Below are 20,709 nucleotides of genomic sequence, written 5' to 3' on the forward strand. Positions count from 1 at the left end.
AAGCTAATTTAAGCGATATAAATTTAACAGAATGTCTAAAAACATCACCGGTAATCAGCCTGCAACATCGTTGATTCAGCTAATTACCGGCGACAGATAGACACCTATAATCGACTAATACCTATTTCTACCATTCCTGGAAGCGTAAATCGGCTTCCGGATTCTGACGACGAATCAATTCTTCATTGACTTGATAAGTAACACCGCCTTTCGTGTATTTATAAGAAAGTGTAAACTTAGGCTGTTTCCCTACAAATTCCAGTGATTCGGCTGCAGGATCTAATGTGGCGGATGCATCTGCGATAGCGACACTTCCCCCGGCCTCGATAGTCACACTTCCATCTGAATTGACTGTCAGATTCACCGATTCATTGTTTTCCAACGTTTGTCCGAAGCCCGGTCTGCGTACCTTGTTCCTGCCTAATGAAACAAAGTCGCGGGTCATATTCTGACTCAAATCCTTGTTATTGTATTCAGTCACCTGCTGGGTGGATAAGTTGGTAACTTTCCCTTTTACAAAGTAGGTGCCGTGATACTGGCTGACGAACTTGACAACTACAATACTGTAATCCTTCAAATTGCCATTCACGTCGGTACTTACTTCATCCTGATTGTGATCGACCAACCGGAAAGGGATGGCATAGTGTTTATCCAAAGCGGCATCATCGTTATAAAAAGCATCGGAGAAAGTCACTTTCACATCTGCGATTGCCAGGTTCGGGTTGCTGATCGTCATCTTGTTCGGATCAGCCAACTGATAATAGTTTTCCGGCATTAGTGTCAAGCCCGTACCATCCAATAAAGACGGATCGATCTCGAACGTAGCCCAATCATCGGTATGCACTTCTCTTTTGCCACCAATGGCCACTCCTACCTTTATCGACATATCTGTGTCGGCTACCAGTGTCCGCAAAGGTTTCTGCGAAGCAAAGTACACCGTACTCTTATCGTAGTCCTTTTCATAATCATCATAACAAGCAGTCATCAGAACGCTTATCAGCCCTATCCATAATATATTTAGTTTCTTCATTGTAAATAAGTATTTATATCAACCACATGTTATTCCCAACCCTGATTATTAATTAGATTCTTATTCTTTTCCAGCTCTGAATATGGCAGTGGAGTGAAATAGTTTTTCACTTCATATTTCCGTTGCTCCACCTTCTGTACTTTGAAGCTGAATGTACCGTCTTCATTGCGGGTGACGGCAACTCCTTCCACCTCTTCGTTCAACGGCAATACCCAGCGCCGCATATCAAAATAGCGATGATTCTCGAAAGCAAACTCCAAGCGGCGTTCATTCTGAATCAGCTTTCTGAACGAATCCTTACTTTGAGCTACTTCATCCAGATAAAGATCAAAGTTAATGCCTCCTGCCTGCAAACGGATCGTTTTCATTATTTCATAAGCAGAATACAGACAGCCCTCCCCTTTCACCGTCGGGTTGCCCCATGCCTCATTGGCAGCTTCGGCAAAGTTAAGAAGAACTTCCGATTTCCGTAATAAAGGATTGTAATGAACCGAACTTAACGTCTGGATCGGATTCAGCATAGCCGATTTCTTGGATACGAATTTAGCCAGGTAATAACCGGAACGTGTAGCATTCTCACTAAACGACGGAGAATCTTTTCCACCCTCGGACATATCCAGTGACTGACCGGAATCACCAAATGTAGCACTGTGGTAATAAACATTCAATGCAAAACGATTATCCAGTATGGCATAAAGCTGCATCATATCAAAGTCTGGATCAGACAAGTCGATACCCGAACGGACGTCAGTTGCCGGATAACCGTTCTTCGTATAAAAAGCCTTTACCAGATTATGAGAAGGAGTGGCACGGGCACTTCCATAATAGAACGGCGGGAAATGAAAACCTTCCAGCAGGTTATTATTAAAATACCTGCGGAAAGCATAATCGGAACTTTCCGTCTGGACATCGGCTATGGAAGAAGCCGTGACAGGAACAAAAGTACCGAAACCTTCCATACCCAGAATCTTATTAATCTCTTTAGCTACCGCTTCCCATCTTGCCTGATAAACTGTAGGGTTCAGTATTTCGAATTGTCCCATACCGGTAATCTTCGTCACGTCATCATCCTGCATGGCTGGGCTGGCGCTATATAAAAGCGCACGGCTTTTCAGAACAGCCGCAGCAGCTTTCGTGGCACGCCCTATTTGTGTATTACCAAACTCCAGGTCATCTCCCTGATATGCGTTCGGCAACAGTTCGATGGCATTATTCAAATCGTTTACAATAAAATTGACTGTTGCCTGATATGTAGGACGGAGGAACTCACCATTCTGCGCAGCTTCTTCCTGCGAGATAAAATGATCTGCCAACGGAATACCCAATGCTTTTCCGTTCTTACCCTTTCCACCGTACATCTTCAATAGTTCGAAATGCCACCATGCACGCAGGAAATACGATTCACCTTTCAGACGTAACTTGATTTGCTTGTCCACTTCCGGATCGGTACGGTTGTACTGCACCTGGTCGGTCAAGCCGTTTTCGAGGAAAGAGTTTACATAATTCAGCATGTTGTATGCATTGCTCCAGTTTCCAATCGGATTGTTAAACGCTGTCATACCGCCCATGCTTAATTTATAGACAGAAGAGCTACGCAAATTGGTCATTGCATTATCAGTAGCACAATCCAGAAAGTTATCTTCGAAGCAATCCGGACGGTTGGCTATGCCATTATAAGCTTTATATAGTACGCCTTGAGCAAGCTCCGGAACTCTCCATGTATCGGAGTCTCCGATCTGCCACGTCACCTTGGTATCCAATGTGTCGTCACAAGCACAAAAGAGAAACAGACCTGCTAAAACGCAACTTCCTAATATATGTTTCATATTGCCATCTATTAATTGTTCAAAATTAAAATACAAAAGAGACTCCACCTGTAAAGCTACGTGTCACCGGATAGTTGGTCACACCGGCATTCAGCAGTTCAGGATCCAGATCCTTCACGGAAGAAAGCACGAACAAGTTGGCACCACGGGCAAAAACCTTGATCTTTTTCACCACCGAACTCGGAGAGAACTGATTGAACGTATAGCTCAACTCGACATTCTTCATACGGAAGAAACTTGTATTCTCCAGCCAAAAGGAAGAATTACGGAAGTTGTTCTCACCGGCAGTTGTTGTCAGACGAGGATAGCTTCCGGTCGGGTTGTTTACCGGATGGTAACGGTCTAATGCCAGTTTGGAGTATTTACTTTCTCCGTTGTTCCAATAATAGGCATTCGTTGCCCAAGTGTGAACACCCAGTTCGGAGTATCCCTGAAGATACAGCCCCCAACCTTTGTAGCTTACGCTGAAGTCAATACCCAGTGTAGTACGCGGGAATGAGTTTCCAAGTTCTTTCACATCACGACCATCGATAACCTTATCACCGTTCAGATCCCGGTAGGCAATGTCGCCCTCCTGATAATCGGCAAATGTCTGGGTTGCATGTCCGTTGATAGCTACGTCCTTACCAAATAATCCTTCGGCAACCAATCCCATCATAGCATCGGTAGAGCGTCCTACGGTGTAGCGGTATTCTTCACCATGTTTCACCTGATTCCATTTCAATACTTTGTTCTTCGACCATACGAAATTGGCTCCTACCGAATAAGACCAGTCGTTGACGCGGTCGCTCCAGGTGAACATTCCTTCTATACCGTGATTCAAGACAGAACCCATGTTATCCTGGTAAGTAAAGTTGCCTGTATAATCCCCGTAAGATGCATCGACAGAACCGATGATGTCTGTATGTTTTTCACGGAAATAGTTTATTTCGGTATATAAGCGGTTGTTCAGGTACAGACCTTCCACACCGATGTTCCATTCTGCCGCCTTTTCCCATTTCAGGTTCGGATTGCCTGCACGGACAAAAGTAGAATAGTAAGCCGTAGCACCGTTGTTCGTTGTTCCGAATCGGAAACTGCCGTCTTGTGCCCAGGCACGTTCATACAATAAATGTTCCGTGCTTCTGTCATATCCCAGAATACCGGCACTGGTTTTCAGTTTCAGGAAGTTCACGTATTCATTGTCTTTCAGAAAATCTTCATTGCTTAGAATCCAGGCAAGCCCCCCCGCAGCCGAGAAGAAATATTTGTTTCCCGGTTTGAAACGGTTGCTTCCCATCAATGCCATGTCGGCTTCCACAGCATAACGGTGGTCGTACATATAGTTCAGGCGCAATGCGTAGTTGGCATTGATGATGTCTTGGGTTACTCCCTGATTGGTTGTTTTCGAGTACATATAAGTCAGGCGTGCCGATACATCGTGTTTTTGATTGAATGTATTCTCATAACCGGCAAAAGCATTCCATCCCAATGTCTGTTGCAGGGTAGTCGACTTCCGGCTTTGTGAAGTGGCTACATCTGTTTTCTTCATCTGGGTGTACATGATTTTTTCCTCACCGGCAAAGTCACGGTATGTCTTGATGGCATACGTCGGATAGACTTTGCTCAAGGAAAGTTGCAGGTAATCATAGTTGTCGAAAGAGAGGAAAGCTCCGGCTTTCAATCCTTTCGTCAGCATATCAAGATCAAATTTCAAACCGATATTGGTCTGGCTACGCGTATAGCGTTCGTCTGTATATCCTCCGTACATGGTTTCCGCATAAGCATTCATCGGCTGCCGGAGGCTTGCACCGAACAAAGGAATCCCGTCCGAACCGCCTGCCAGTCCGGTTTCTTCCGTTGACATTGTCAGAGGGTATTCATTCGGGCGGTGAGTAGACAAGGCCGTAAATACCTGTCCACAGTCCAGTTGTCCCCATTTGCGCATTTCCATACGTCCGGCAACGTCTGCGGATATAGTCAGGAAATCCGTTACGTTAAAGTCGAGGTTTCCGCGAAGCGTCAAGCGGTTCAGTTGTGGAGTATAGGCAACGTCTTCAAATCCGCTACCTCCTACATATCCGGCAATCAGTGCGTAACGCACTCTGTCGGTACCTCCCGTCATATCGAATGATACTTTCCGGTAATTGGCATTCTTATTCAACAACTGATCATATAAATCAACGTTCGGGTATAACAGGTCATTGGCTCCTTTGGAGTTTTTATATCCTTCCAGTTGCTTTTGGTTATAGTAAGGAGTCATCCCGTCATTGGCACGCGCTTCATTATACAGATTAGCATACTGATAGGAATTCAGGAAATCCGGTGTGCGTGTCATCTGCACCACTCCCACCTCGGCAGTGGCATTATAAATACGGCGGTTGGCCTTTCCTCTGCGGGTAGTTACCCAAAGTACTCCATTCGCTGCACGTGCTCCGTAAAGAATCTTAGCAGTGGCATCTTTCAGCAACTCGATACGTTCAATTTCTTCAGGAATCAAATCCGCAACCGGACGTTCCACACCGTCGATAATAACAATAGCCGTATTTTCCGACATACCGTGCTGGCCACGGATATATAAATCAGGCGTATTATTTCCCAATCCGCTGACCGTAGAGCGGACCTGCAAACCTAACATTTTACCTTGCAGCATATTCGTCAAAGTCAAATCCGGAAACGTTCCGAACTGCCCGTTCTCCAGTACACTCGTTGCACCTACTTCATTCCCTTTATATGTCTTTCCGCCATCGGCTCTGTTCACCAAGGATTCTCCGGTCAGGAACAGAGGCTCTTTCTTCAGGACAATCTTTTCAGGAACGATATTGCTACCTGTCAGTTTATACACTTTATCCTCGTATCCCAAAGCTTCGATCATAACGGTTGCGTCATTCTCCACTTTCGTCTGAAAACGTCCCTTTTCATCTGTATATAGAACGACTGCACCTTCTCCACAAATGATAGAAACATTCTTCAGCGGACTACCTTTCTCGTCGGTAACAATAGAAACTATTTCCACCAAAGGCTTCTTCGCCGACTTTCTCTTTGATTTATTTTGTGCGAAAGTCAGGCTAGAGCCAACGATAAGGACAAATATGAGCCCTATCAGTCTTATATATCTAATCTTGTTTCTCATATACTTTTCTTTATTTTAGGTATCACCATCCGGGGTTCTGTTGAAGATTATCCAAAGCCGCCACTTCATCCATCGGCAACGGATACCAATAATTACGCTTGTTAAACGTCCGCACGGCTGTCTTTACCGGAACATACTCATAGGTGAAGTCGGTCAACTTATAAGTGCAGGCTTTTTCCACTTTCAACTGGTCGGCGGTATAAGAATGGTTGATCGGGGTAGCTTTAACGCCCATAATCGGATATTCACCCTTAAACAAGTCTTCAGCAATCATCCAACGGCGGATATCGTACCAGCGGTGTCCTTCGAACATCAATTCCACACCGCGCTCCCGACGATAAGCTTCTCTAAAGTCCACTCCATCCGGCAGTTCACCGATTCCGGCTCTTACACGGATTTTATTCAATGCCTGACGGGCCGACATCGTACAACCTGTCACTATTGCATCCGGATCACCTGTTGCTTCGTATGAAGCCTCTGCCATATCGAGGTAAACCTGTGAAACACGAATGTATACAGCCACCAGACGATATAATTGGAAACCTGCTTCGCCAAACAAAGGCACACTTGCTTCCGGCCAGATAAACTTCTTACACATATATCCGGTCTGCTGGGAACCTCTCGTAAACTGGTTGGTAGAAATGAAGTTCTCGGAATAACCGCCCGAATAAGTGGTTACATAATAAGGAACCCCCTGCAAGTTCTTTCCCCACTGTTCACCGGGGACAAGGATATTGTTAGTGAAACGAGGATCTCTATCCGAGTATGGATCGGTAGTCTTCACCGCATCATAACCGGAACGCGGATCAGTGATCGGATAGTACTTACCATCAGTTCCCATGCGTTCGTACATATCTACCGCATTTTGTGTCGGAGCATTATAAGGAGTACCTTCGGCACCGGTCTTGTTATCATAAGGTTGTGTCAACCACTGCGCTCTGACAAAAGCCGACCAGTTACCGTGATGCCAGCGCAGAAACCATAAGTATTCCGGTTGTGCGAATTGGTTGGAATTAGGCATTAACTGAATACTGCGGTATTCGTCATGATTCATCAGGCGATAATATTCGTGGCTTTCGATAGCGTTGATAGCCTTCTGCGCACTGCGGGCAGCCTCGGCAGCCATTTCTTTTCCATATCCTTTGTTTTCAATGGTATTCAGGTCGTTCTGCATCAAAGGACTGGCCGCATAAAGCTGCGTCATTGCTTTTAATGCCATAGCACCTACTCTGTCAGGCCGACCGTGCTCTACATCCGACCAACTTAATGGCAAATATTCAATGGCTTTATCCAGATCAGTCTGCATCCATGCATTGGATTCCTGATAAGTTTTACGGGGAAGATCGAAGTTGTCTGATGCTCCCCAAAGCTGGTCAAAGATAGGCATTCCGCCATATCGTTTGATGATTTCAAAATAGAAGTAAGCACGCAGGAAGTGAGCCTGTCCCAGCAATTTTCTTTTCTGGTCTTCGGTAATCGATTTCACCTGGTCGACTCCGTTAATCACACGGTTCACGATACGAAGTCCGGTATAGGCACGCGAAATAGCACTTTTGAAATTCGCTCCATCACTTTTACTTCCTATTTCGAAACGTGTACTCGCATTCTCCAGCCAGTTGCCTGCATTGACAAACTTCGACGGGTCATCATCACGGACAGATGCATATTCATCGGACAAATTACCTACCGTTACATACGTATTTGAATAGGAGTTGATGCCATGTGTGAAGATCAATATATCACCATTCAGAAAAATGCGGTCCATGAACCCTAACAAGCTGTTATAGTCTTTATAAACATCATCTTCGGAAAGTCCGTCATCAGGGGAACGGTCCAGGTAGTCCTCACAACTTCCGAAAAACAACCCCAGCATAATGATCCATATCCAATTCAACTTATGTCTTCTCATATCAGTAAATTTAAAGTGTCTCATAATCCTAATCTAAAACCAATATTATAACGTCTCACCATCGGATACACATTCTGTCCCGAATGCTCCGGGTCACGACGTGAATCGCCTTTCGAGAATGTCAGCAGATTGGTACCGTTGATATATATCTGCAGCTTTGTCAGATGCACAGGTTGTAACCAGCGTTTCGGAATCTCATAATTCACTTCCAGATTCTTCAGACGAAGATAAGCATGGTTGGTATACGTATAAGTACTGCCCACCGAGTTGTAATTTCTCTGTACATGAATACTAGGGCGGACGGCTCCGCTCTGAATCGGGGCATCGGCTGTCCATGTGTTCAATGTATTGGGTTGAGCTTTGATGTTACCTGCAGGGAAATCCCACAAGTAAGACGGTATCGCTTCCTTATAAACATCCATGGCACTGTACCACAACATATTGAATCCAAATCCTTTGTAAGAACCTCCCAGCGTAAATCCGAGGGTAGTTACCGGATAGTTCAGGTCTTTCATCGGAACCATATCTTTAGCATCGATCATACCGTCTCCGTTGTAATCAATGTAATACAAGTCACCGGGAATCAGTGTGTTGTGTGCACCGTTGGCAATGGTAGACTGCGCCGAGTTATAAATGTCATCCAACGACTGGAAGTTACCTGTTGCCAGGTACTTGTTGACGTATCCGATTGATTTCCCGGCTTTCTTCAGATATTCACTCTGATTCTTCGGGTCGTCAATAAAGACGACACGGTTCTCGCTAGTTGCAAAATTAAACTTTGCATAATAATTAAACTTTCCGATACGATCGTTCCAAGTAACATCCAGTTCGAAACCATGATTTTTAGTTTTACCCAGATTCACCTGCGGGAAAGCAATACCACTGTCCGCCCAAGACGGAATTGTATTACGAGTCATCAGAATATTATTTCGCTTTTCATCGAACAAGTCCAACGTAAAGTTCAATTTGCCCCACAAACCTATCTCAATACCGATATTCTGTTTAACGGATTCTTCCCAGGTGGCATCCGGATCGGCCAGTTTGCCTTCTTTATATAAAGGTCCCCAATTACTGGTCTGGTATTTACCGAACTGTGCGTTATCGGAGAGTTGCTCGAATTTCTGAATATAGTTGAAACGGGTAGCCCCTTTATCATTACCCACCACACCATACGAATAACGCACTTTCAGGTTGGTCAGTATTCCTTTGGTCCATTTCTTCACCCAAGGCTCTTCACTGATACGCCAACCGATAGAAGCGGACGGGAAGAAACCGAAGCGATGTCCCGGAGCAAATTTTTCCGAGCCGGTATAAGCACCGTTAAACTCGGCCAGGTAACGTTCTTTGAAGTTGTAAGTCACACGACCCACCCAATCTTCTTCGTAAGCCGGGAAGTTCATGACGGCCACATTATCACTAGTCGACTCGTTCATCTTACGGTTGAACACAAACAAGGCACTTACATCATGGTCGCCAAACTGACGGTTGTAATTCAATGCCACTTCATAATACAACTTACGTCCGTAAGCCTTGAATCCGTCATAAGCACCGCCGACAGGTAAATCTCCAGGGGCGTTTTCATCCGGATAGCGTTTCTCCGTATAATTATAAGTAATGGTTCCATCGGGATTGTAAATAGGATTGGCATAATCATACACACGATTGATACGAATATGCGTACGTTGAGCAACCAAATCATCTTTACCCAGAATCTTACCCGGCATAATCTGGGTACTCCATGATGAAGAAGTGGTATAAGACAAGGATGCTTTCAATGATAATCCTTTAGTGACAAAGTCCAGTTTCTGATTCAGGATCACATCATAGAAACCTTGATGTTGCTTAATGTTACGACTCCCCCCTTCTGTCATCAGACAGACAATGTTCTGATCGGAACTTAACCCGTCTCCCCATATTCCATTGCTGTATTTAATCGGAAACTCATTACTCGGAGCCGTGAAGAACGTTCCGAAAAAGCGTTCATCCGGAGAATCGACATTCTCATAATAAGAAGGTTGATTCTGATACCCCATCTTACCGGCTACATTAAATGACAGTTTGGTAGTATTCGTTATATTGAAGTCGAAATTACTACGCCAGTTATAGCGGCGATAGGAGAAGGAAGGATCAAATTCCTCCTGTTTGGTCGTATTAAAGATATCACCGTCATGCAAATAACCCAAAGAAACGAAATAACTCATTTTCTTTGTACCACCTCGTACATTCAGGTTGTAGTTCTGCTCGTAACCTACATTCTTTACCATTTCTTTCCACCAGTCCACTTGCGGGAAAGCATCATTGTAAGGACCATAATTTCCGGTAGCATACGCATTTTCCCATGCAGCAATGGTAGATTCGGGAACCAGTGCCCCCCAGTTGGCATCATTCGCCTGGGCTCTGTTATACTGTTTCATGGAAGTCACATAATCCGCCCATTCGGGAGCGGCAGACGGTTGTTTGAAGCCAAAGTTGGCAGTGAACGAAATCTCCGGTTTCTGTTCCAGTCCCCGCTTGGTGGTAAGCAGGATAACGCCGTTTGCACCTTTCACACCGTAAACCGCAGTGGCCGAAGCATCTTTCAATACAGAGATGGATTCTATTTCATTCACATCGACATCATTGAAATCACGCTCGATGCCGTCCACCAGTACAAGCGGCGCAGCTTCTCCCCAAGTGGACTTACCGCGAATCAACAAAGAGGCCTGATCGGCTCCCGGCTTCGAAGTGGAATTGATGGCAACCACACCGGGCATCTGACCTTGCAAGGCTTCGGACACAGAGTTCACGCTACCTACCTTTAACAAGTCGTCTCCCTTTGCCGTAGCAATGGAACCGACGCTGGATACCTTTTTCTGAACACCATATCCTACCACTACCACTTCCTCCAACGTTTCCGCATCTTCTCCCAAAGAAATGACTCCCAGCGTCGTCTTATTCTTTAAATCCAGTTCCAGAGTTTTATAGCCCACATAAGAAATGACAAGTATGTCTCCTTTCGATGCTTTCACGGAAAAATTACCGTCAAAATCAGTAATCGTACCGCTGCCTGTACCTTTCACGCGAACGCTGACACCTATCATCGGCTCACCGGATACTGCATCCTTCACTTGTCCCTTCCAATAGATTTGTTGTGCATGTACGCTCAATGTACAAAGCAAAAAGCAACAAAGACAGAAGAAAGAAAAATAAAGTCTGTTCCTTTTCATAAACATTATTTTTAACTGTTAACAAATTCTTTATCTCATAGCACAAATTAAGCGGGAAAATCTTCAAATGAAAGGGAAGAATCTCCTTAAAACCCGTACAAATGTGCAAAATAGATTTCTCTACTACATTTCTGAACAAATCATTTCCACATAGGCTTTATGACGTGATCTTTGTCTACGGTGATGCTATATACGCCGTCATTTCCTTTCTCCAGCATAAGCGGAACAATACGCGTTTTACGAGGTTGCACCGTGGAGTCCGAACGATGGACATGATAGACATAATAGTATTTTCCATCCAACCCCTTAAACACATCTCCATGTCCCGATCCGTTTTCTCCTACGAGACTACGATGTATGATCGGACTGTTCGGATGTTTCTTCCACGGACCAAAAGGGGAAGAAGCAGTAGCATAGCCCACCGAGTAGTCAATATTCATAAAATGATTAGCAGAATAGAACAGGTAATACACTCCGTCCCATTTCATAACCGTCGGTCCTTCCATTACTGGTGCGGACTTGTAATTCGGAGTCTTTTCCCAAGGCTCCGTGCAGTCCATACATTGTTTCAACGTTTCCGGTTTGATGCCTCCCTTCTTCATGTCAAACTCGGCTACCCAAAGGTAATTTCCTTTATTAAAACGAACATGATACAGGTAGTATTTCCCATCATCATCCTTAAACAGGAATGAGTCGATATTTTTGGCGGAAGCGTCTATCGGTCTGACTTCTTTCTGACGGAAAGGACCGAATACCGATTTTGAAGAAGCAATCACCGTTTGCTCATTGGCGGTATAAGTGAAATAATAGGTTCCTTTCTCCTTAAAATATTGAGGTGCCCAGAAGCCTTTTTCACCGTACGTACGGTCACCTTTCCGAAGAATCAGTTGCTGGGAACTGCCGTCGGGAACCGTCCAATGCTCCAAATCGGTCGATTCGAGGATGGAAAAGCCCAACGGTTCCTGGTTGCGCGTACCGGTGAGGTAGTACTTTCCATTTTCCACAAAGATAGTGGGGTCGGCAAAAGATATTTCTTTCCAATCATCAGCCTGCAGTTGGGAGACAGATATGAATGTCGCTCCCAAAGCAAGTGTCATTCGTAAGAGGATTTTATTGAATGTATTCATCAGTTTATATCTTAATTATTATATCACTTCTTATTAATCCAGTTCCCATGCCAAACGGGGTTGTTCACCGTCAAGGTTCCATATAGAGTTATCCCAGTCAAGAGTACGGACAGCTTCCATCAAGTTATTGATGGTAGTCAGACCATTGTAACGGTCTACCGTAATGACAGCGTCCACGTTTACGCTGGCTTGGTCAGGCAACATGGGATTATTGGGGAACACACATTCCATAGCAGGATTAGCGTAACAGGAATAAGCGACGTTCTCGCTGTACCGTCCGCATACCTTACCCGATTTGGGCGCAGCTTGAGAGAATAAATACGTATTCCATGCCACGCAGTGATGAACAGTAATACCGCTCCCGGTAGTATTGTTGGCATTACCCATAATACCTCCCACCTGGTTTTGTGCAGATACATCGCAGTCGCTCCAGCAGTAGGATATGGTAGAGGTTGTAGAAGCACCGGACATAGGTTGCACCCATCCTGCTATACCACCACCCGGATTGGCCACCACCATGGGAACCGCTTTCATCACTCCGTGTGAATAGCAGTGGGAAATTTTGCTTCCAAGCAACCGGCTGGCAATACCACCGACGCATGACTGGGTAGTGATATCACCTATATGATAGCACTGTTCTATAGCAGCTCCCTCACGCACTTCACCGCAGATACCACCTGCCGACCACAAAGCAGTAATCTTCGTTTCCGAACCACATTGATAAATCTTACTGTCTGCTCCATGAAGTCGTCCGCAAATACCACCCGCCTGACCGTCGTCCCATGCGGCATTACCCGAAGTCAGACTGATAGTACCTGACACCCGAACATTCTCTACTATACCCGCACCGGAAACATTACCCGCCTGACCAGCAACAATACCCGCAAGTTTCTTATCAGCGGTAACTTGCGCGTTCGTAAAGGTCACATTGGCACACCGTCCTGTCAACATACCGAAGAAGCCTTGATAACCGGATGAAGAAGATGTAATTTTCAGATTATTGATAACGTGTCCGCAGCCGTCGAAATCCACAGGTCTGACAGCAGTGGCTTCCACCGGAGTCCAGTCCGTTCCTTGCAGGTCGATGTCCGCACCCAGACGTACGTAAGTAGTCTGTCCGTCTTTGAGATATTCACCAAGCTTGGCCAAGTCTTTGGCCGCAGTGATGATATACGGATTACCGATACCACCTTGTTTTTGTTGCAGATAGAAAGTCATGGTACTCTTTTCTTCATTGACGGCAAGATCGTCAGACTTCAGTTTCAGACCAAGCACGTATTTTTTGGTGTTGTCCAGTGTAGTAAGATCGTGGAAACGCAGCCCCACAGCATGCAACACATCGTCACCTTTAAAGTCGAGACTGTTGGCATCCAGGTCATAGTTAGCCGCAGGCAATAGCGTGTATTCCTCGCCAAACGAATGAGCATCGACTACTGCAAATTCCGCTCTCGCTTCCTTTTCGCAATGGCTCTTCTCTACCATAATGGTATATTCATATTCAGGCTCATCCAGATATAGGTCATACTTGCCAGTCTGATTAAGTGACAAAGTGATACCGGAATAAGTAACTTCCGCCTTTTCCGGCTGCGTCAAATCCATGACTTCACCACAGGAAACCAATGAAAACGCCATCAGCGACGCTACAATAGGAATATATCTTTTCATAATTCAATTCTTTTTAAATGATTAAAAAACAGGGATTACCATACCAACATTGTCACCTGACAACCACACTTTTCCACCATCTATCCGAACGACCTCCATCTCCATCTCTTCTTTGAGGAAAGAAACTCCCCGGAATGAGAACGCTGCCTTTATTTTCTGACCGATAGTTGCAGGTTTCCCGGTAAACTTCACATGAATGTATTGGCTTTGATCCGAATTCTGTAAACGATAGGTCAGGCGCTTGGAATTGATTGCAGTCTGAACTTGTTCCTGCTCTGCAAAAATACAAACTCCATCCAAACTATAAAATCCTATTTCGGTATATCCCGTTATATCCTTTCTATCAACGCCGTTTTCAGCATAATCCGTTTTTGCGCAAGAGGCGAAAACCAACAGGTATGCCAATAATACATATATTACTTTCATAAGCGAATAAATTTAAGATCATTACTTTCTAATAGTTGCCGACAATGTTTCTACCGATCCATCCTTATAAGTCACTTCGGCCGTAAGCACTTGCCCGTTCAGGTTCTTATTCACTATATCGATTTCCTGTCCATCCACCTTTAGCTTGTAAGAAGCGACATCAGCCGGCAAATTCAACAGTTGCACCAACGCATATCCATCCACTTGCTGATATTTCAACAGAGGGAACTCTCCCGTCACAAGCTTAGTTTTGACATCATCTTCCCACAACACACTGTCATCCGACTTCAGCAACGCTACATGGTATGTTGTGCCGGGAACAAGATTTTTAACCAGCGTATAATCGCTTTCCGAATCAAGCGGCTGACGCACTACCTCGGTCCCGTCCTTGTCTGTCACCGACAACACTCCCGTCTTATCAGCTCCGTTACCCCAACTAATAAATAACTCCTGTTGTCCTTCGACAAGACTGGAAATTGCCAGCCCATTTTGAGCAGCGATGAAATCAGGATATAATAATGGATTGGGATTGTAGAACCCGTTTGCATCCAGTCCTAAATAACGGGAAAAATAAATTCCTCCAAGCTCCCACATTTCAGTATTCGCATCGTAAACAGCTCTCGCCCCACCGGGAACAACGCTAAAACGCCCGGTAATGGCATACGTATCATATTTCTTGAATACCTCATAAAAAGTCTTATACCAATTCTTCGGATACCAAGAGTAACTCTCAAAAAGACTCTTGAACTCGGCAGCACTAACCGGTGTACCGGCATTCGCCTTTTCAGCTATCAGATTAAGATATTCGTAGATTTTCATTCCGGCTGTATAACCATTCTTGGTTCCCCATTCTCCCAACGCATCGGCCACATGAGGATTCAAAGCACGCACCATAGAGAATTCCGTGCAAATCAGTTTTTTGGTTACACCGTACTTATTGCGGATGATCCGGAAATCATCTTCCGCCTGATTGATATTCAATGCGTGAACATGCAGGTCGAGTCCCACCACATTAGGATTATTATTAACCACAGAGACTACCGCAGGAACCGTTTCGCTCTTCGGCAACTCGGACACACGGTTCAATGCCCCTGCATAAATGTCAAATGTCCAGCCATTCGCCTGCTTCCAAGTAGTCAGCCGATTGGCAAACTCATTCAGGAATGCCCGGTAATCATCACCGTCGGCATGACAAAGATCGGTATCCAATGCATTTTCCCACTCCGGTTCGTTACCCATAACCAAAATGTCAATGTTCAGCGCCATCTGATAAGTTTGCAATAACACTTCCGTTGCCCGGAATATGTACTCCATCTCCTTCGTCCCTACTTTGGGAACCGTATCGGTATATAATTCAAAAGGTATTTTCAGGCTTAATATGAACTTCACGCGGTCGCCCAACGCTTTCTTGGCCTGGATAAATTTCAGTGTGGGAATATGTGTCTTAATGGCTTCTTCTTTCACGCCTACAATTTTCCCGTTTTCATTTTGAAGAAACAGAGCGGGGACATTGACAAACCCTCTCACCCAATTCACTTTCGACTGCTTCAGCATCTCTATTTCCGTAATCGGGTAGTCTATATTTTCATTATAGTTCGCCCCCAAATCCTGCGCCTTTGTTCCCATTGAACATAAGAACAGCAATACAAACATTAAAAAAGCTTTCATTTTCATATACATACTTCAAGGTTAATTGTCCGACATCGAACAGAACAAAGGTAGAGAAATAAATCCCGGTAGAATAGAACGATTGTTTTATCAACGGGATTTATGTTCAGAATAAACATTTGACCTTATTTTAATGGTTCTTCTTCTACTTCACTGCGATAATAACCATCCACTTCGGCAAAGAAATTTTGTTTCAGAGAATCCAGAAGTTCGGGGTGTTGGGCCGCCTCGTTCTGATGTTGAGTCCGGTCGGCTTTTACATTGAACAATCCGTATTCACCCAGGTTGCCTAATTCATTTCCGGTCAGGTTGCGTTCGGAACCTTTATAAGGAGGCATCATGATCCAGTCGCCCGAACGGTAAGCCATACGTCCCTGCGCTTCCAATACTACATCTTTGCGGGCAGTTGAAGCTTTTCCGAAGAAAGCATCGAGGTAATTCCGGCTATCCAGCCCTTCCGGCAAATCGGCATGTACCATTGAACCCAAAGAAGCAAGGATATCCACCTGGCAAACCAGCGCATCGGATACAACCGGCTGAATCTTTCCTTTCCAATAAACAAACAAAGGAATATGCGTACCGCCATCAAACAGACTGTACTTGCCTCCGCGAAGTCCTCCTGCAGGAAGATGATTGCCTGCCAACTCCAGAGCACCGTCTTTGTAGCCGTCATTCAATACAGGACCGTTATCGCTGGAGAAGATAATCAGTGTGTTTTCCAACAATCCTTCTTTCTCCAGGTGAGCAAGCAATTCACCGACACACCAGTCCGCCTCAACGATAGCGTCACCACGAGGCCCCATGGTTGTTTTGCCCACAAAACGCTGGTGGGGAGCGCGGGGTACATGAGGTTCGTGCAGGCCGTAGTACAAGAAGAAGGGAGCATCCTTGTGTTCGGTTACAAAATTCTTCACCTTATCTACAAAATAGTCGGCCATGTCCTCGTCTTTCCAACGGGCTTTCTGGCCGCCTTTCATATAACCGATACGGGGTATTCCGTTTACTATGGAGTTATTGTGTCCGTGTGCCCACTGCATCTTCAACATCTCCGGGTGAGAGATGGCAGTCGGTTCTCCTTCAAAATTCTTCTCGTAACTCACTTCGATGGGATCAGCCGGATCGAGTCCCACGACATCGCCGTTTTCCACGTAAACGGTCGGCACACGGTCATTGGTTGCCGCAATCAGGCAAGAGTAATCGAAACCGATTTCCCTGGCACCCGGTTTGACGGTTTCATTCCAGTTGACATTTCCGTCGCCCATACCCAAATGCCATTTTCCGATAGCTCCGGTCACATAACCACATTGCTGCATCATCTTCGGCAAAGTGAACTGATGCTCATTGATGATAAGAGGAGCATCGCCGGGCAGGATTTTTGCATCCTTATTTTTCCACGGATACATTCCGGTCATCAAGGCATAACGACTGGGAGTAGACGTCGCCGAAGTGGCATATCCATTCGTGAAGCAGACTCCTCCATGAGCCAGACTATCGATATTCGGGGTATGAATGGTAGTCGATCCATAAGCGCTGACATCGCCAAATCCCAGATCATCGGCAAGAATCACAATCACATTCGGTTTCTCTTCTACTTGCTGCGAGGTACAACCTACCAAAGACAATGTAGGAACAAGATAGATTAATTTTTTCATCATATTATGCAGTTAATAACGATGCAAATTTAGCCACCGCTTATCTATTTATATAGAACAAATGTTTAATAATGGGGAGTCATGTCCATCCTATACTTATTCCCCCGAAAAATACATCTTTTACCTCATGAAAATACCCAAAAGAGGGTGTCAGTTCTTCTTTGGGATATTATTGCAACTATTTGGTTCAATATCAAAAAACAGTCTCTATAAGATTATCTACCTTTGTTTCTATCAAAAACTCCTACGAATCACCGTCCGGAAAAGAAGAATTATCATCATACTATTTACTCAAAAAACACACTATCATGAAAAAACTCATTCATACTTTGGCACTACAAAGTATAAAAGTAAAACTCTTGGGGCTATTACTCTTTTTAGCGGGAAACTTACAGGCCTGTTCCGATGAAGGAACCGCATCCATTCAAGTCAATGCGGATGTGCTCTACTTTAACGGTACGGGAGAGACGCAGGAACTGCAGATAGAATCTTCAGGGGAATGGACCGTCACAGTGGCCAAAGGGGGAGAATGGTGTCATTACAAGATGAAAGAAAATGCACCCTCTGTCCTGTCCGTATCCACAGACGCCAATCAAACCGGGAAAGAACGCCTGACCCGGTTAATCATCTCTTCCGGCTCCACAGAAAAAAGAGTGGAAATCTATCAAAGGGCAGCCTCATCCTCCACCACCCCCACTTATCCGCAAGTGGATTCAGATCTGCCTCTTTCTTCATTAACCGATGAACAGGGGAATATTCTGCCTGATTTCAGTAATATCGGCTATATGGGTAGCGAGCAGGAGATTCCCGATGTAAAAGTGGTAGAAACCATCGAAGCGCCCGCAAACGGGGCAGATGCCACCCGGTTAATCCAGAATGCGATCGACAAGGTAGCTCAAATCACTTCCGCAACCAATGGTTTCAAAGGAGCCATCCTCCTGAAAAAAGGACGTTACAGCATTTCAGGAACGTTGAACATCCAATCATCGGGAATCGTACTTCGTGGTGAAGGAGAAGATTCTAAAACGGGAACCGTATTGATTGCCGCAGGAAAAGGACAAAGAACTCTCATTAAATTCGAGGGTACGGGTTCTTCTTCTCCCAGTAGTCCTTCTCTATTCAATATAAAGGATGATTACGTTCCGGTAGGACAGTTCTGGGTGAGGGTTTTAAATCCGTCCTCTTTTCAGGTAGGGGATGAAGTGACCATCTATCGTCCCGGAACCGCCCAGTGGATCAGTGATCTGAAAATGAATCAGATTCCGGAAAGAACCACCGGAGACCCTATTGTGCAATGGACTCCCGAAAGCTACAACCTAAGTTACGAACGCACCATCACTCATATTATAGACGATGCGCTGCACTTCGACAATCCCATCATGATGGCTATGGAAACCCCATATAATAAAGGTGCCGTATTCAAATCGAGCTTCAAAGGAAGAATCAACCGGTGCGGAGTTGAGAATATGCTGATAGAAAGCGAATATACGTCTGATACCGATGAAGACCACGGATGGGTTGCCATAGAATTCAATAAGATGGAGCAGAGCTGGGTGCGTAATATCACTTCCAGGTATTTCGGCAACGGACTGGTTAGTTTGAACTCCGGAACCCGGTATGTAACAGTGAAAGACTGCAAATGCCTGGATGCAAAATCCATCATTACCGGTGGAAGACGCTATTCTTACAATATGAATCAGGCACAGCAGTGCTTAGTGATAGACTGTGAAGCCACCGAGGGACGCCATGACTGTGTTACGGGCAGCAAGGGAGTCGGTCCTAACGCATTTGTCAGAGTCAACATACGGAATGCACATGGAGACACAGGCCCTCACCAGCGTTGGAATGTAGGCACGCTCTATGACAACATCAACAGCGACGGTCCGATCAATATACAGGATCGCAGTAACTGGGGAACAGGACACGGTTGGGCCGGAGCCAATCAGGTACTTTGGAACTGCACCGCCAAAGAAGTATGTGTTCAGAATCCCTGGGTATCAGCGAAGAATTATAGTATAGGAACTAAAGGAACCAAACATGCAGGAGACTTTAAGAATCCGGTTCGTCCGGACGGTATTTGGGTAAAAGCCAATGCCACCGTATCACCTGCCTCTCTTTTCGAAGCACAGCTGGAATTACGCAAGCGGACGGGAAGACTTTATCATTAAAGAAGTTGCGCAAAAGAAGTTGACGCATTACCTGTCAATTACATACAACAATCCCCTTATTTCAACCCTGTCTTATCAATTAAAAGGGAGAAATAAGGGGATTTTCTTTAGAGGAGTTTCAACCTGTGAGATGTCTATTTACCGATTACCGCATCCCAAGTCGTTGCAAAACGGAAGTTACCGATGTTTCCTTTATAGTTCTTGCGATACCTGTAATAGATTGACTTCAGCCCGTTTTTCAGTTCATCTCCTTCGGCATTTGCAACCAGCCCATTTGCCGGTTCGCCCTGACTCAAATCCGGATTGACATACAAAACAGCCTGCTTCTTGTCATAATCCACTTTCAGTACCAATAAATGCGTCTGATTATAATCGTAAGTTTCAGTACCCTCGGTACAATCCGTACGTACCGCCACACCGAATTTAATCTTGTCTTTCCCTTCACCGGCCACAAACACTTTGCCGCGCACGGCCCTGCTAAGCGGATTAATATCCAAGCCTGCAAAATCATAAAACTTAGTGGAACCCAGTTTCTCGAAATTGACCAGAAAAGCCAGATAATACGCACCACGGGCATACTCCTTATTGCTCTTCGTCAACGGATAAACACTCACCCGGTTCAACTGCCCTTCGCCCGCCAGATTAATCGACGGTCCGCCCTCATTGTAACCTTTATAAGAAAGCGGCTCACCGATAACAGGTCCCTCTTCCACTTCCACCGCTTTCGCATTGAACGCACCATACCAGGCATTGAAACGCGGTGTATCCTGATCGCTCGTATAAACTCCCTTTTCCAACTGATCCCCGGGTTTATACCCTTTCAACAAATTATTCCTCAAGGATTGTGCATGCCCCATCAGAGCAACAGCAACCATGATTACCAATAAACATACTTTCTTCATCATTCGATATTTTATTTA

General features: G+C 45.1%; 12 protein-coding genes. 1 reads left to right on the forward strand and 11 read right to left on the reverse strand.

Going from position 1 to position 20,709, the window contains the following annotated elements:
- Positions 1 to 127: 127 nt before the first annotated feature.
- From AAHJ11_RS08370 to AAHJ11_RS08415, 10 genes are all read right to left on the reverse strand, one after another.
- Entirely contained in the window at positions 128 to 1,030 is a 903-nt protein-coding gene (locus AAHJ11_RS08370; protein ID WP_148367786.1) for a BT_3987 domain-containing protein, read from the reverse strand.
- A gap of 29 nt (positions 1,031 to 1,059) precedes the next feature.
- Positions 1,060 to 2,856: a RagB/SusD family nutrient uptake outer membrane protein gene (locus tag AAHJ11_RS08375; RefSeq protein WP_148367787.1), complete on the reverse strand. Its 1,797-nt coding sequence runs from the start codon at positions 2,854 to 2,856 to the stop codon at positions 1,060 to 1,062.
- A gap of 25 nt (positions 2,857 to 2,881) precedes the next feature.
- Positions 2,882 to 5,968: a SusC/RagA family TonB-linked outer membrane protein gene (locus AAHJ11_RS08380; protein ID WP_413579329.1), complete on the reverse strand. Its 3,087-nt coding sequence runs from the start codon at positions 5,966 to 5,968 to the stop codon at positions 2,882 to 2,884.
- Between the two features lie 22 nt (positions 5,969 to 5,990).
- A complete protein-coding gene (locus tag AAHJ11_RS08385; protein WP_148367789.1) occupies positions 5,991 to 7,877 on the reverse strand; it encodes a RagB/SusD family nutrient uptake outer membrane protein in 1,887 nt (628 codons plus the stop codon).
- A 20-nt stretch (positions 7,878 to 7,897) separates the two neighbouring features.
- The gene (locus AAHJ11_RS08390) at positions 7,898 to 11,083 is read right to left on the reverse strand and encodes a SusC/RagA family TonB-linked outer membrane protein (RefSeq protein ID WP_148367790.1); all 3,186 of its coding nucleotides are present in this window, start codon (positions 11,081 to 11,083) and stop codon (positions 7,898 to 7,900) included.
- Positions 11,084 to 11,223: 140 nt separating this feature from the next.
- Positions 11,224 to 12,210 (reverse strand): glycoside hydrolase family 43 protein, encoded by a 987-nt coding sequence (locus tag AAHJ11_RS08395; RefSeq protein WP_195648723.1) that lies wholly within the window; start codon positions 12,208 to 12,210, stop codon positions 11,224 to 11,226.
- A 33-nt stretch (positions 12,211 to 12,243) separates the two neighbouring features.
- On the reverse strand, positions 12,244 to 13,875 hold the full coding sequence (locus AAHJ11_RS08400; RefSeq protein WP_217720799.1) for a DUF1735 domain-containing protein: 1,632 nt from the start codon (positions 13,873 to 13,875) through the stop codon (positions 12,244 to 12,246).
- 21 nt (positions 13,876 to 13,896) lie between these two features.
- Complete coding sequence (locus AAHJ11_RS08405; RefSeq protein ID WP_148367793.1) at positions 13,897 to 14,301, reverse strand: hypothetical protein; 405 nt, start codon at positions 14,299 to 14,301, stop codon at positions 13,897 to 13,899.
- 21 nt (positions 14,302 to 14,322) lie between these two features.
- Positions 14,323 to 15,981, reverse strand: coding sequence for a hypothetical protein (locus AAHJ11_RS08410; RefSeq protein ID WP_413579333.1), 1,659 nt, complete (start codon positions 15,979 to 15,981; stop codon positions 14,323 to 14,325).
- 113 nt (positions 15,982 to 16,094) lie between these two features.
- Positions 16,095 to 17,621, reverse strand: coding sequence for a sulfatase-like hydrolase/transferase (locus tag AAHJ11_RS08415; RefSeq protein WP_298044097.1), 1,527 nt, complete (start codon positions 17,619 to 17,621; stop codon positions 16,095 to 16,097).
- Positions 17,622 to 17,929: 308 nt separating this feature from the next.
- On the opposite strand from AAHJ11_RS08415, the gene AAHJ11_RS08420 reads away from it, so the two are divergent.
- A complete protein-coding gene (locus AAHJ11_RS08420; RefSeq protein ID WP_413579335.1) occupies positions 17,930 to 19,789 on the forward strand; it encodes a BACON domain-containing protein in 1,860 nt (619 codons plus the stop codon).
- 134 nt (positions 19,790 to 19,923) lie between these two features.
- Here AAHJ11_RS08420 and AAHJ11_RS08425 read toward each other — a convergent pair whose 3' ends face one another.
- Positions 19,924 to 20,694: a hypothetical protein gene (locus AAHJ11_RS08425; protein ID WP_320978185.1), complete on the reverse strand. Its 771-nt coding sequence runs from the start codon at positions 20,692 to 20,694 to the stop codon at positions 19,924 to 19,926.
- Between the last annotated feature and the right edge of the window lie 15 nt (positions 20,695 to 20,709).

Source organism: Bacteroides sp. 90-K9/2, assembly GCF_047310725.1.
Taxonomy (GTDB): Bacteria; Bacteroidota; Bacteroidia; order Bacteroidales; family Bacteroidaceae; genus Bacteroides; species Bacteroides vicugnae.

Bases quoted from the DNA above. Each gene is read 5' to 3' on its own strand.
- AAHJ11_RS08370 (WP_148367786.1), bottom strand. From the start codon at position 1,030: ATGAAGAAACTAAATATATTATGGATAGGGCTGATAAGCGTTCTGATG.
- AAHJ11_RS08375 (WP_148367787.1), bottom strand. From the start codon at position 2,856: ATGAAACATATATTAGGAAGTTGCGTTTTAGCAGGTCTGTTTCTCTTT.
- AAHJ11_RS08380 (WP_413579329.1), bottom strand. From the start codon at position 5,968: ATGAGAAACAAGATTAGATATATAAGACTGATAGGGCTCATATTTGTC.
- AAHJ11_RS08385 (WP_148367789.1), bottom strand. From the start codon at position 7,877: ATGAGAAGACATAAGTTGAATTGGATATGGATCATTATGCTGGGGTTG.
- AAHJ11_RS08390 (WP_148367790.1), bottom strand. From the start codon at position 11,083: ATGAAAAGGAACAGACTTTATTTTTCTTTCTTCTGTCTTTGTTGCTTT.
- AAHJ11_RS08395 (WP_195648723.1), bottom strand. From the start codon at position 12,210: ATGAATACATTCAATAAAATCCTCTTACGAATGACACTTGCTTTGGGA.
- AAHJ11_RS08400 (WP_217720799.1), bottom strand. From the start codon at position 13,875: ATGAAAAGATATATTCCTATTGTAGCGTCGCTGATGGCGTTTTCATTG.
- AAHJ11_RS08405 (WP_148367793.1), bottom strand. From the start codon at position 14,301: ATGAAAGTAATATATGTATTATTGGCATACCTGTTGGTTTTCGCCTCT.
- AAHJ11_RS08410 (WP_413579333.1), bottom strand. From the start codon at position 15,981: ATGTATATGAAAATGAAAGCTTTTTTAATGTTTGTATTGCTGTTCTTA.
- AAHJ11_RS08415 (WP_298044097.1), bottom strand. From the start codon at position 17,621: ATGAAAAAATTAATCTATCTTGTTCCTACATTGTCTTTGGTAGGTTGT.
- AAHJ11_RS08420 (WP_413579335.1), top strand. From the start codon at position 17,930: ATGAAAAAACTCATTCATACTTTGGCACTACAAAGTATAAAAGTAAAA.
- AAHJ11_RS08425 (WP_320978185.1), bottom strand. From the start codon at position 20,694: ATGATGAAGAAAGTATGTTTATTGGTAATCATGGTTGCTGTTGCTCTG.